This is a genomic window from Streptomyces sp. XY006, from assembly GCF_002237655.1.
In the GTDB taxonomy this organism is placed as follows: domain Bacteria; phylum Actinomycetota; class Actinomycetes; order Streptomycetales; family Streptomycetaceae; genus Streptomyces; species Streptomyces levis.
In genome coordinates this window covers 43,223-55,656 of sequence record NZ_NOKT01000018.1, presented here as the reverse complement: position 1 = coordinate 55,656, position 12,434 = coordinate 43,223, and the positions used below count along the sequence as shown (strand labels likewise).

Sequence of the window (12,434 nt, the reverse complement as noted above, 5' to 3'; positions counted from 1 at the left end):
CCCGCGATCCCTGTCCTGGAGGGGCCGCGGGTGTTCGAATGAGTACGTGAACCCGGACGTACACGAGGGCGGGGACGCGGACCACCCCGAGGAGCGGGGCACCCCGGTCGGCCGCCGCGTCTTCCTCGGCACCCTCGCCCTGGGCGCTCTCGGAGTGGTCGCCGCGCCCCCGCTGCAACGCGGCCTTGAGGGCTTCCTCGGGGGCGCCGCCGACAAGGACCCCACCGGCCTGACGGGCCTGCTCCCGAACGGCGGCGGCTTCCGCTACTACTCGGTCGCCTCGTCGGTCCCGCGCAGGAACGCCGACACCTACCGCCTCAAGGTCGACGGCCTGGTCGACCACCCCGCCACCTACACCCTGGCCGACCTCAGGGCCCTGCCGCAGACCCGCATGGTCCGCGACGTCCAGTGCGTCACCGGCTGGCGCGTCCCGGACACCCCCTTCGAGGGCGTACGCCTGTCCCGCCTCCTGGACGCGGCCGGCGTCCGCCCCACGGCCCGGGCCATCCGCTTCACCTGCTTCGACGGCACGTACAGCGAGAGCCTCACCCTCGCCCAGGCCCGCCGCGCCGACGTCCTGGTCGCCCTGCGCATGCAGGACAAGGACCTGGGCCACTCCCACGGCGGGCCCGTCCGCCTCTACGTGGCGCCCATGTACTTCTACAAGTCCGCCAAGTGGCTCTCCGGCATCACCGTCACCGACGAGGTCCGGCCGGGCTACTGGGAGGAGCGCGGCTACGACGTCGACGCCTGGGTGGGCCGCTCGAACGGACGCGACGATGAGCCTACGAGCTGACCCGCGCCCGGCAGCGGCCGAGGTGCGCCGCTTCAGCCCGGCACAGCGCTGGATCCACCGCACCACGGCGGCCCTGATGGGCGTCTGCGTGGCGACGGCGGCCTGCCTCTACGTCCCGCAGCTCGCCGAACTCGTCGGCCGCCGGGCCCTCGTCGTCACGCTGCACGTCTGGGCCGGACTCGCCCTGCCCGTCCCCGCGCTGGCCGGCCTGGCCTCCCGCGCCTTCCGTGCCGACCTGGGCCGCCTCAACCGCTTCGGGCCGCACGACCGCACCTGGCTGCGCGCGGCCCTGCACCGCGACAAACGCCACGCGTCCCGGCCGGCGGGCAAGTTCAACGCCGGCCAGAAGATCTACACGGCCTGGGTCGCCGGTGCCGGCCTCGTCATGCTCGGCACCGGCCTGATGATGTGGCTCACCCACCTCACCCCCCTGTTCTGGCGCACCAGCGCGACCTTCGTCCACGACTGGCTGGCCCTCACCCTCGGCATCGTCCTGGCCGGCCACATCGGCATGGCCCTGGCGGACCCGGAGGCCCGAAGGGGCATGCGCACCGGCAGGGTGAGCACGGAGTGGGCGAACAGGGAACACCCCTTGTGGCGCCCGTAGGCCACGCCCTTCAGGGGCGCGGGGAACCGCGCGGGTGAGCCGTCATCGCCGCCGCGCCCCTAGATCACCAGGGACAACAGCAGCACCAGACCGCCGGCGACCACCGAGATGATCGTCTCCATGACCGACCAGGTCTTGATGTTCTGGCCGACGCTCAGCCCGAAGTACTCCTTCACCATCCAGAACCCGGCGTCGTTGACGTGGCTGAAGAACAGCGAGCCGGCGCCGATGGCCAGGACGAGGAGTGCGGCGTGCGTGGTGGACATGTCCGCCGCGAGCGGGGCGACCAGACCGGCGGCCGAGACCGTGGCCACCGTCGCCGAACCCGTCGCGAGCCGGATCACCACGGCGATCAGCCAGGCCAGCAGCAGCGCGGGGATGGCCCAGTCCTCGGAGATGTCCAGGACCATCTGTCCCACGCCCGTGTCGATGAGCGTCTGCTTGAAGCCGCCGCCCGCGCCGACGATGAGCAGGATGCCCGCGATCGGCATGAGGCTCTTCTCGACGAGCGGCGAGATCCGCTCCTTGGAGAACCCGGCGGGCCGCAGCAGCGTGAAGATGCCGACCAGCACCGAGGCGAGCAGGGCGATCATCGGGGCGCCGATGACGTCGAAGACCCGCTGCACGGCGTTCTCGGGGTCGTCCACGACGATGTCGACCAGTGCCTTGGCGAGCATGAGGATCACCGGCAGCAGCACGGTGAACAGCGTGGCGCCGAAGCCGGGACGCTTCTCGAGCTCCTCGGAGGCGCGCTGCGGGATCATCTTCTCGGGGGCCGGGACGTCGACCCAGCGGGCCGCGTACCTGGAGAACACCGGCCCGGCGATGATCACCGTGGGGATGGCGACGAGGACGCCGAGCGCCAGCGTCACGCCGAGGTCGGCCCCGACGGCGTCGATGGCGACCAGCGGTCCGGGGTGCGGCGGCACCAGCCCGTGCATCACGGACAGGCCCGCGAGCGCCGGGATGCCGATGCGCATCAGCGAGTAGTTGCCGCGCTTGGCGACCATCAGCACCACCGGGATCAGCAGCACGATGCCGACCTCGAAGAACAGCGGCAGTCCGATGACGGAGGCGATGAGCACCATCGCCCACGGCATCGAGCGCCCGCCGGCCTTGGCCAGGATGGTGTCGACGATCTGGTCGGCCCCGCCGGAGTCGGCGAGCATCTTGCCGAGGATCGCGCCGAGGGCGATCAGCACACCGACACCGGCGACCGTGGTGCCGAGGCCGGTGCTGAAGCTGGTGAGGACCTTGTCCAGGGGCGCCCCGGCGATCGCGCCGAGCGCCAGCGACCCGATGGTCAGCGCCAGGAAGGCGTGCAGCTTGAACTTGGTGATGAGCAGGACGATGACGGCGATGCCCGCCAGGACGGCGATGCCCAGCTGAGCGTGGCCGGCCGAGGTGATCGGCTCGGGTGCGTCCGCTGCCAGCATCTCGACGCTGAGTCTGGTCACGGGGTGTTTCCCTTGTGTTGGGGAGTCGGGGAGGGGGGGAGAGCCGGAAAGGGCTAGCGGATCGGCTCGGGGAGCGAGGCGAGGGCGTGCTCCGCCCGCTCGGTGATCTCCGCCGGGCTGCCCGCGACGTCCACGGCGACCCCGGCCTCGTCCGCCTGGAGCGGCTGGAGCGTGGCGAACTGGGAGTCGAGCAGCGCCGTGGGCATGAAGTGCCCCTGCCGGTGCGACATCCGGTCCTCGATCAGCGCGCGGTCGCCCGTGAGGTGCACGAAGACCACGCCGGGCGCGGCGGACCGCAGCCGGTCGCGGTACGCCCGCTTCAGCGCCGAGCAGCTGACCACCCCGCCGAGCCCGGCCCGCCCCTGTGCCCAGTCGCCGATGGCGTCCAGCCAGGGTCCGCGGTCCTCGTCGGTGAGCGGCGTGCCGGCCGTCATCTTGGTGATGTTGGCGGGCGGGTGGAAGTCGTCGCCCTCGGCGTACGGAACGCCGAGCCGGGCGGCGAGCAGGGGACCGATGGTGGTCTTGCCGGTGCCCGCGACGCCCATGACCACGACGACATGGGGGGTGTTCATCGCTGCCTCACTGTCTGCTGTCTTCGTCGACACGTGATGTCGACGCCACTGAAACCTATTAGGTACGACTAATTCAAGAGTCCGTGACAAATAAGTCTGACTTTTTGTCTCCGTGATCTACCCCGTACGCTGAGTGCATGAGCACACCGGGCCGGGGGCTGCACGGCCACGTACTGGACACCCTCGGCCCCGAGATCACCGCGGGGGAGTACCCGCCGGGCAGCGTCCTGCGCACGGACGAGCTCGCCCAGCGCTTCGACGTGTCACGCTCCGTGATGCGCGAGGCGGTCCGGGTCCTGGAGTCCATGCACCTGGTCGAGTCCCGCCGCCGCGTCGGCGTCACGGTCCGCCCCAAGTCCGAGTGGAACGTCTACGACCCGCAGGTCATCCGCTGGCGGCTGGCCGGCGCCGACCGCCCGCAGCAGCTGCGCTCCCTGACGGTGCTGCGCTCGGCGATCGAACCGGTCGCGGCCGGCCTCGCCGCCCGGCACGCCACGTCCGAGCAGTGCGCCGAGCTCACCGAGTGCGCCCTCGGCATGGTCGCCCATTCACGCGGCCACAAACTGGAGGGCTACCTCTTCCACGACGTCGCCTTCCACCGCGTCATCCTCTCGGCCTCGGGCAACGAGATGTTCGCCCGCCTCGGCGACGTCGTCGCCGAGGTCCTCACCGGCCGGACCCAGCACGACGTGATGTTCGAGGACCCCGACCCGGCCGCCGTCACGCTGCACGTCCGGGTCGCCGAGGCGGTCCGCGCGGGCGACGCGGCCCGGGCGGAGGAACTGACCCGCGAGATCACGGTCGGCGCCCTCCAGGAACTGGACATCCTGGCGCCGTAGCGAGGCCGCGACGAGCCGGCCTCAGGACAGGAAGTCCCCGTCGACGTACACCCACGCCCCGTCGACCCGCTCGAACCGGCTCCGCTCGTGCAGCGACCCGCCCCGGTACGACGCACGGAACTCCACGGTCCCGGTCGAGTGGAAGGCGGACCCGTCCCGGGTGTCCAGGATCTCCAGCCCGGTCCATCGCGTGCCCGGGTCCGGCTCCAGCGTCCCGGGGCGCGTCCGCGGATGCCAGGTCCGCAGCAGATAGGCGGCGTCGCCCTTGACGAAGGCGCAGTAGCGCGACCGCATCAGCCGCTCGGCGGTCGGCGCGGCGGCGGCCCCGGAGTGGAAGCGCCCGCAGCACGCCTCGTAGGTCTCGGGGAGCCCGCAGGGGCAGGAACGCCTGGTCATGGTCACCTCTTCGCGGAAACGCCTGAGGGCCGCGACCTCGCGGTCACGGCCCTCAGCCTCATGTGTCCGAGGGGGGACTTGAACCCCCACGCCCGATAAAGGGCACTAGCACCTCAAGCTAGCGCGTCTGCCATTCCGCCACCCGGACAAGGTGTCTGTCGCGTGGGTTCTCCCCGCGGCGACGACGTAAACATTACCAGGCTTTCCGGGGTGACCGATCACCCCCCGTCCCCGCCCCGGCCCGGCGTGAACGACGTGTGACGGGCCGGGAGCGCTCTTGGGGAGCGGGCCGGACAGAGGGAGGATGAGGGGGACCCACCAGCAGTGACACCGGGAGGAAGCACGTGAGCGAGACGGACACGGCCAGGAGCGTCACCGGCGAGGACGAGGTCGTGGACCTCTGCCGCGAGCTGATCCAGATCGACACCAGCAACTACGGCGACCACTCGGGACCGGGCGAGCGGAAGGCCGCCGAGTACGTGGCCGAGAAGCTCGCCGAGGTCGGGCTCGAGCCGCGGATCTTCGAATCCCACCCGGGCCGCGCCTCCACGGTGGCCCGCATCGAGGGCGAGGACCCCTCCCGCCCCGCGCTCCTCATCCACGGCCACACCGACGTGGTGCCGGCCAACGCCGACGACTGGACCCACCACCCCTTCTCCGGCGAGATCGCCGACGGCTGCGTCTGGGGCCGCGGGGCGGTCGACATGAAGGACATGGACGCCATGACCCTGGCGGTCGTGCGCGACCGGCTGCGCAGCGGGCGCAAGCCCCCGCGCGACATCGTCCTCGCGTTCCTGGCGGACGAGGAGGCGGGCGGCACCTACGGGGCCCGGTATCTCGTCGACCACCACCGGGACCTCTTCGACGGCGTCAACGAGGCGATCAGCGAGGTCGGCGGCTTCTCCTTCACGGTGAGCGAGGAGCGGCGGCTCTACCTGATCCAGACGGCCGAGAAGGGCATGCACTGGATGAAGCTCACCGTGGCCGGCACCGCGGGGCACGGATCGATGATCCACCGGGACAACGCGATCACCGAACTGTCGGAGGCCGTCGCGCGGCTGGGACGCCACAAGTTCCCGGTGCGGGTCACCAAGACCACCCGGGCCTTCCTCGACGAACTCGGCGACGCGCTCGGCACCGAGCTGGACCCGGAGGACATGGAGTCGACTTTCGCCAGGCTCGGCGGCATCGCCAAGCTCATCGGCGCGACCCTCAGCAACACGGCCAACCCCACGCAGCTCGGCGCCGGTTACAAGGTCAACGTCATCCCGGGCGAGGCGACCGCCCACGTCGACGGCCGGTTCCTGCCCGGGTTCGAGGACGAGTTCCTCGCCGACCTCGACCGCATCCTGGGCCCGAAGGTGCGGCGCGAGGACGTGCACGCCGACAAGGCCGTCGAGACCACCTTCGACGGGGCGCTCGTGGAGGCCATGCAGTCCTCGCTGCTCGCCGAGGACCCGACCGCCAAGGCGATCCCCTACATGCTCTCCGGCGGGACGGACGCCAAGTCCTTCGACGACCTGGGCATCCGGGGCTTCGGCTTCGCGCCGCTGAAGCTGCCGCCGGAGCTGGACTTCGCCGGCATGTTCCACGGCGTGGACGAGCGGGTTCCGGTGGACGGCCTGAAGTTCGGGGTGCGGGTGCTCGACCGGTTCATCGACGCGTCCTGAAAGCAGCTCCCCGACCCCTTTATTCGGGCGGGCGTGCGAGATCGACTGGGAAGAGTGAATGCGACCATAAGCTCGTAGCCTCATTACTCCAGCCTCGTTACAGGTAATGCGATCGCAAGATGGGTCGCTTTGCCAACTAGGAGGAATAATGATCAAGAAGGTCGTCGCTGCTGCGGCTGCCACCGGTGGGCTGGTTCTCGCGGGCGCGGGCCTGGCCGTCGCCGACTCCGGTGCCCAGGGTGCCGCGGTGCACTCCCCGGGTGTGGTGTCCGGCAACGTCATCCAGGTCCCCGTTCACGTCCCGGTGAACGTCTGCGGCAACACGGTCTCCGTGATCGGGCTGCTGAACCCCGCCTTCGGCAACACCTGCATCAACAAGTGATGCTTCCCCCTCTGTGAGGGGAGTTCAAAGCCATCGGTCCCGGAGCGCGAGCCATGCGCTCCGGGACCGAACGCTTCTTCAGGGGAATTCGAGAAGAATTCGATAAAGGGTCGAAGGCAGGTATTCAGCAATGCGACAGGTCACCCGCAAGGGTCTGATGACCGTGGCGGCCGCGACCGGTGTGATCGCCGCCGCGGGCGGCTCCGCGCACGCCGCCTCGGGTGCGCAGGGCTCCGCGTCGGGCTCGCCCGGCGTGCTGTCCGGGAACACGGTGCAGGCGCCGGTGCACGCGCCGGTCAACGCCTGCGGCAACACGGTCAACGTCGTCGGTGTGCTCAACCCGTCGGCGGGCAACGCGTGCGCGAACCAGGGTGGTGGATCGTCGTCGGGGGGATACGGCGATCACGGTGACCGCGGCGGCTCGCACGCGAGCGGGCACACGAGTGACTCGCCCGGGGTGCTCTCCGGCAACACGGTGCAGGCGCCGGTGTACGCGCCGGTCAACGTCTGCGGCAACACCGTCGACGTCGTCGGCATCGGCAACCCCAGCACGGGCAACGGCTGCGCGAACGAGGGCGGTGGATCGTCGTCGGGGGGCCACGGCGACCACGCTGACCAGGGCGGCTCGCACGCGGGCGGGCACGCCACCGACTCACCCGGCGTCGGTTCGGGCAACCACGTCCAGGCGCCGGTGTACGCGCCGGTGAACGTCTGCGGCAACACCGTCGACGTCGTCGGTATCGGCAACCCCAGCACGGGCAACGGCTGCGCGAACGACGGCCATGGCGACCCCCACGGCAACCCGCCCGGCGGCGGCCACGAGACCCCGGGACAGCCGGGCGACCCGGGCCACCCCGGAAACCCGGGCAACCCCGGCGGTCCCGGTGACCCGGGCAACCCCGGACACCCTGGTGATCCGGGCACCCCGGGCAACCCCGGCACGCCGGGCACCCCTGGCAACCCCGGAAACCCGGGCGAGCCCGGTCAGCCCGGTACCCCGGGGACGCCGCCCGGGGCCGGTGTCGAGACGCCCGGCGGCTCCTCGGACGGCAACGAGCCGGGCGGCCAGTTCGTCACCGGGCCCCGCGGTGACGCCCAGCTCGCCGCCACCGGCAGTGAGCTGCCGCTCGGGTTCGCCCTCCCGGCCGGTGCCGGCGCCCTGCTGGCGGGCGCGATCCTCTACCGCAAGGCACGCGCCTCCGCCTGAGGCACCCGGCCGGACGACCCCCGCCCACGGAGCGGGCCCCGCCGATGGCGGGGCCCGCTCCGTCATGTGCCTTCTCCCGGCACCGTCTCAGCTCACCACGTGGCCCGCACCTGGCGGATGATGCGCCGGCGCAACCGCACTCTGCGGCTGCCGTCGCGCAGCAGGCTCAGACGGTGCAACTCCCAGTGTCCGTACTCCGCATGGTCCGTCAGCAGACGTGCCGTCTCCTTGCGGGAGACCCCGCGCGGTACGTACACGTCGACAAATTCGTATTCCGGCATCGCATCTATTGTGCGGGCTGGGGCCTCGTACGGATAGCGTCTGCTCTATGTCTGATGCTGCGCAGCCCACCGCTGCCGAGGTACGCGCCGCCGCCGAGGCGGTCAAGACCGCGCTCGACCGCCACCTGGCCGCGGTCGAACGCAGGTCGGGGGAGGACGACCCGGCCGTCTACGAGGCGTTCAACCAGCTGGCCGCGGCCGCAGAGGTGTACGACGAACTGCTCTACGACCGCTACGACGAGGTCACACCCTTCGAGATCCCCGGTGCGGAGGACGCGCTGCCCCCGTACACCGGCCCCGAGGAACCGAACGCGCTGAGCGTACTGATCCGCCGTGACTACGCCGTCGCCGAACCGCAGCGGCTGCTGGCGCAGGCCCAGCGGATCGAGGCGGCAGACGGCGACGAGGGCTCCCCGGCCTCCGGGACGGTCCACGGCGCGCTGGGCCTGCTGTTCGGCGAGTTCGAGCCCGACGAGATCGCCTCCCGTCACAAGGAGTTCGGGCTGGAGGAGGGCGACTCCACGCTCTGGGTGACGGCGGCGGACGAACCGGCCGAACCGGGGGAGTGGCTGGAGGCGCCGTTCGAGCAGGTCGACGCGCAGCAGGTGGTGTGCCGCTTCGACGTCAGCGCCGTCTTCGACGACGAGGTCGACGCCCTCGACGAAGACGAAGAGGACGAGGACGCGGAAGACCTGGAGGACCTCGACACCGATCTGGACGAGGACGACGAGGACGACGAGGACGACGAGGACGACGAGGACGAGGACCTGGAGCCGCTGGACGCGGATCGCCGCTGAGAGCGCGTCACGGCCACCCGACGGCGGTGGTCACGGGCCCGGGCCCGTGACCACCGCCGTCGCGCGTCAGCCGGCGATCTGCGGGGCGAGCAGCACGGGAAGCCGGGTCGTCCGCGGCTTCGCCGGAACCTCGGCCACCGCCCTGGGCAGCGCCTGCTCCACGCCGTGCACCACCGACAGATGCCGGTCGGCCCGCCCGAACGCCGTGTACACCCACGGCCGGCTCAGCGCCTGCGCCGCGTCGCCGGGCAGCACGACGACCACCGCGGGCCAGCGGCTGCCCACGGCCTGGTGCGCGGTCATCGCCCACCCGTGCCGCACGGACTGCTCCACCCGCTCCTTCGGCACGACGACGGACCCGCCCGCGCACGACAGGTGCAGCCCCTCGGCGTCGGCCTTCACCACCCGGCCCGGCACCGCCCTCCCCGGCGTAGGGGAGTAGACGATCCGGTCGCCGGGGTCGAAGCCGCCGAAACGGCCGGGGCCCGGGTTGAGCCGCTCCTTCAGGGCCGCGTTGAGCGCGCGCGTGCCGACCGCACCGCCGTGCCCCGGCGTGATCACCTGGGTCTCCTCGGCCGGGACGCCGATGGCCCGCGGCACCGAGTCCACGACCAGCTGCACCGTGCGGTGCACGGCCTCGCCCGCGTCCCGCACGGGCACGATCACGACCTCCTTGCCGGGCGCCTCGACCTGGTTCAGCTCGCCGACGCCGATGCCGGAGACCAGCTCGCCGAGCGGCCCCGGGTCCGGCAGCCGTGAGGCGACCTGCGGGCAGATCCGCGCCGCCAGGAGATCCGCGAACACCCGCCCCGGCCCCACGGACCACAGCACGGCCGGGTCGCCGGCCAGCACCAGCCGCGCCCCGTCCGGCAGCGACTCCGTCAGCAGGGCCGCCGTCTCGACGTCCAGCTGCGGCGCGTCGAGCACGACGAGCAGATCCAGGTCCAGCGCCCCGTCCGTGTCCCGCCCGGGCCCTTCGGGACCGGAGAGCAGCCCGGGGACGGTGGCCACGGGCACGTCGGCGCCGCCCTCCTGCCCGGTCCGCCGCAGCAGGGCGGCGAAGCGGTCGCGGCCGACGGGGCCGTGGGTGGCGGCCCAGGCGCGCAGCCCGAGTGCGCGCGCGGCGTGCAGCAGCGCCGCCGGCTCGGCCAGGGACGCCTCCCCGCCGGTGTGCAGGACCAGGCCGTGGCCGGCGGCCGCGCGGATCAGCTCAGCCGTGGAGCCCGCGGCCGCGGCGGCGAGCCGCTCCCACTCCTCGGCCGGACCGTCCTGCTTGGGCACGGAGTTGACCAGCCGGGCCAGGCCGTCGGCCAGGCTCTCCTCCGCCAGCGCGTACCGCTCCAGACCGACCAGGACACGGACCGGGCGCTCCCGCTCCTCCTCCGGGTCGTCCGGTTCCACGGCGGGGGCCGGAGCGCCGGTCTCCTCCAGGGCGTCCTGGAAGACCAGCGCCTCGCCCTCCGCGATGCTGTCCTGCACGGCGCTCTCCGGCTCCGGCACGCCCCGCTGGGCCAGGGCGGCGAGGAGCGCCGGCATCTCCAGCGCGGTGTGGCCCGCCAGCGCCGCCTGCTCCAGGAGCCAGACCGTGACGGCCCGGCCGCGCCGCGCGTCGTCCGGGGCGCACTCGGCGCCCAGCAGCGCCCGCGCGAATCCGTCGGCCTGCTCCGGCCGCACACCCGCGACCCGCAGCAACTGCCAGGGGTCGGCGCGCAGCAGCTCGTCCGCGCCCTCGCCGAGCACCGCGGCCGCCTGGGGCGCGAGTGTCTCCGGGGCGCCGCCCTCGCCGAGCACCCGCCGTACGCCCTGCACCGCCTCGGGCGCGGGGGCCGCCGGCGCGGCGACGGTCTCGGCCGCCACCGGCTGCGGCCGGCGCACCGGCTCGGGGGCGGGGCGGCGGGGGGCGGGCGCGGGCTCCTCGAACACCGTGGCCGCCGGCTTCTCGCCGCTCTCCACGGCACGGACGGCCGCGAGCAGATCGGCGGCCCTGCCGCTCAGCTTGGCGCCGGCCTCGATGGGCGCCTTCTTCTCGGCCTTGCGCTGCTCGATGCGCTCCCGCTCGGCCCGCTGGGCCAGCAACTCGGCCTCGGCCTCGGAGAGCCGGCCGGCCGCGCCCTCCGCGGCCCCCGACCCCTCGGCGACCCGAGCGCCCGGGCCCTCCTCCGCAGCCGATTTCCCGGCGGACGGACCCGCCGGGCCCTCTTCCGCAGCCGATTCCCCGGCGGACGGACCCGCAGTGCCCTCCTGGGCCGCCGAGTCCCCGGCGTCCTCCGCCGAGTCCCCGGTCCCCTCCGCCGGGGTGCTCTCCGCGGCGCCCGGGGTCCCCGGCTCGGCGTCCTCCGTGGTCTCGGGCTCCGTGCTCACAGCGTGCTCCAGTCGTGATCGGGATAGTGGTGCACGGGCGCCGACACATCGTCGAGCGCCCGGCAGATCTCGTCAGGAAGACTAAGGGTCTCCACTGACAACGCCGCGGTGAGCTGCTGCGCGTTGCGCGCGCCGACGATGGGGGCGGTCACCCCGGGCCGGTCGCGGATCCACGCCAGGGCCACCTGGAGCGGCGTCACGGCGAGCCCGTCGGCCGCGGTCGCCACGGCGTCGACGATCCGGCTCGCGGTGTCGTCGAGGTACGGCGCCACGAAGGGCGCGAGGTGGTCCGAGGCGCCGCGGGAGTCCGGCGGTGTGCTGTCGCCCCGGTACTTGCCCGTCAGCACCCCGCGTCCGAGCGGCGAGGACGGGAGCAGTCCTATGCCGAGGTCGAGCGCGGCCGGCAGCACCTCGCGTTCGACGCCGCGCTGCAGGAGCGAGTACTCCAGCTGCGTGGCCGCAAGGCGGGTCCGGGTGCCCGGGGCCGCGAGCTGCCAGGTGGCGGCCTTGGCCAGTTGCCAGCCGCAGAAGTTGGAGACGGCGGCGTAGCGGGCACGGCCGCTGGCGACCGCGAGGTCGAGGGCCTGGAGGGTCTCCTCCAGCGGGGTGTGCGGGTCGTAGGCGTGCACGTGCCAGACGTCGACGTAGTCGGTGCCGAGCCGCGCGAGCGAGGCGTCCAGGGCGGCGAGCAGATGGCCGCGGGAGCCGTCGACCCGGCGGTCGGGGTCGGGCACACCGCCGGCCTTGGTGGAGATGACGAGGTCCCGCCGGGGCACGAGGCCGTCCAGCAGCCGGCCGAGCAGGTACTCGGCCTCTCCGTCGCCGTACACGTCCGCCGTGTCGACGAGACTCCCGCCCGCTTCCCAGAACGTCTTCATGAGGTCCGCCGCGTCGTGCTCGTCGGTGTCCCGCCCCCAGGTCAGGGTGCCGAGCCCGATCCGTGACACACGCAGGCCGGTGCGGCCGAGATGCCTCTGCTCCATGAACGCCGAGATTACTGGCCAGAACCTGTCGTGTGGGTGGCTGTGGACGACCGATTTCCGGGGACGGCCCGGTGAGTTGTGCCCGG

13 protein-coding genes and 1 tRNA gene are annotated in these 12,434 nt (G+C 72.8%); 7 read left to right on the top strand and 7 right to left on the bottom strand.

The annotated features are described in order from the left end of the window. The first annotated feature begins 46 nt into the window (after positions 1-46). Both CHR28_RS21575 and CHR28_RS21570 read left to right on the top strand, forming a co-directional pair. The gene (locus CHR28_RS21575; protein WP_094055323.1) at positions 47-796 is read left to right on the top strand and encodes a molybdopterin-dependent oxidoreductase; all 750 of its coding nucleotides are present in this window, start codon (positions 47-49) and stop codon (positions 794-796) included. Further along, positions 780-1,403: a cytochrome b/b6 domain-containing protein gene (locus CHR28_RS21570; protein WP_094055322.1), complete on the top strand. Its 624-nt coding sequence runs from the start codon at positions 780-782 to the stop codon at positions 1,401-1,403. The genes CHR28_RS21575 and CHR28_RS21570 overlap by 17 nt, the downstream gene beginning before the upstream one ends. 59 nt (positions 1,404-1,462) lie before the next feature. On the opposite strand, the gene CHR28_RS21565 is transcribed toward CHR28_RS21570, so the two are convergent. Continuing rightward, positions 1,463-2,860, bottom strand: coding sequence for a GntP family permease (locus CHR28_RS21565; RefSeq protein ID WP_094055321.1), 1,398 nt, complete (start codon positions 2,858-2,860; stop codon positions 1,463-1,465). Between the two features lie 53 nt (positions 2,861-2,913). Then, positions 2,914-3,432 carry a gluconokinase gene (locus CHR28_RS21560; protein ID WP_094055320.1) on the bottom strand — a complete coding sequence of 173 codons (519 nt, stop codon included), beginning with the start codon at positions 3,430-3,432 and terminating at the stop codon, positions 2,914-2,916. Between the two features lie 137 nt (positions 3,433-3,569). On the opposite strand from CHR28_RS21560, the gene CHR28_RS21555 reads away from it, so the two are divergent. Continuing rightward, entirely contained in the window at positions 3,570-4,271 is a 702-nt protein-coding gene (locus CHR28_RS21555; protein ID WP_094055319.1) for a FadR/GntR family transcriptional regulator, read from the top strand. 21 nt (positions 4,272-4,292) lie between these two features. Here the strand turns inward: CHR28_RS21555 and CHR28_RS21550 are convergent, their stop codons facing one another. Then, positions 4,293-4,667, bottom strand: a complete 375-nt coding sequence (locus CHR28_RS21550) for a YchJ family protein (protein WP_094055318.1) — start codon at positions 4,665-4,667, stop codon at positions 4,293-4,295. A 63-nt stretch (positions 4,668-4,730) separates the two neighbouring features. Next, a tRNA-Leu gene (locus CHR28_RS21545) sits at positions 4,731-4,815 on the bottom strand. Between the two features lie 196 nt (positions 4,816-5,011). On the opposite strand from CHR28_RS21545, the gene CHR28_RS21540 reads away from it, so the two are divergent. The 3 genes from CHR28_RS21540 (at position 5,012) to CHR28_RS38810 (ending at position 7,926) form a co-directional block, all read left to right on the top strand. Next, positions 5,012-6,337 (top strand): M20/M25/M40 family metallo-hydrolase, encoded by a 1,326-nt coding sequence (locus CHR28_RS21540; RefSeq protein ID WP_094055317.1) that lies wholly within the window; start codon positions 5,012-5,014, stop codon positions 6,335-6,337. A 148-nt stretch (positions 6,338-6,485) separates the two neighbouring features. Continuing rightward, positions 6,486-6,719 carry a chaplin ChpH gene (gene chpH, locus CHR28_RS21535; protein WP_010988036.1) on the top strand — a complete coding sequence of 78 codons (234 nt, stop codon included), beginning with the start codon at positions 6,486-6,488 and terminating at the stop codon, positions 6,717-6,719. A 130-nt stretch (positions 6,720-6,849) separates the two neighbouring features. Further along, a complete protein-coding gene (locus tag CHR28_RS38810) occupies positions 6,850-7,926 on the top strand; it encodes a chaplin (RefSeq protein ID WP_094055316.1) in 1,077 nt (358 codons plus the stop codon). Positions 7,927-8,018: 92 nt separating this feature from the next. Here the strand turns inward: CHR28_RS38810 and CHR28_RS21525 are convergent, their stop codons facing one another. After that, positions 8,019-8,207, bottom strand: a complete 189-nt coding sequence (locus CHR28_RS21525; RefSeq protein WP_094055315.1) for a DUF5703 family protein — start codon at positions 8,205-8,207, stop codon at positions 8,019-8,021. A gap of 47 nt (positions 8,208-8,254) precedes the next feature. On the opposite strand from CHR28_RS21525, the gene CHR28_RS21520 reads away from it, so the two are divergent. After that, positions 8,255-9,004, top strand: a complete 750-nt coding sequence (locus CHR28_RS21520; protein ID WP_094055314.1) for a hypothetical protein — start codon at positions 8,255-8,257, stop codon at positions 9,002-9,004. Positions 9,005-9,070: 66 nt separating this feature from the next. Here CHR28_RS21520 and CHR28_RS21515 read toward each other — a convergent pair whose 3' ends face one another. Both CHR28_RS21515 and CHR28_RS21510 read right to left on the bottom strand, forming a co-directional pair. After that, the gene (locus tag CHR28_RS21515; protein ID WP_094055313.1) at positions 9,071-11,365 is read right to left on the bottom strand and encodes a helix-hairpin-helix domain-containing protein; all 2,295 of its coding nucleotides are present in this window, start codon (positions 11,363-11,365) and stop codon (positions 9,071-9,073) included. Next, entirely contained in the window at positions 11,362-12,348 is a 987-nt protein-coding gene (locus CHR28_RS21510) for an aldo/keto reductase (RefSeq protein WP_094055312.1), read from the bottom strand. Before CHR28_RS21510 ends, CHR28_RS21515 begins: the two co-directional genes overlap by 4 nt. Positions 12,349-12,434: the final 86 nt, after the last annotated feature.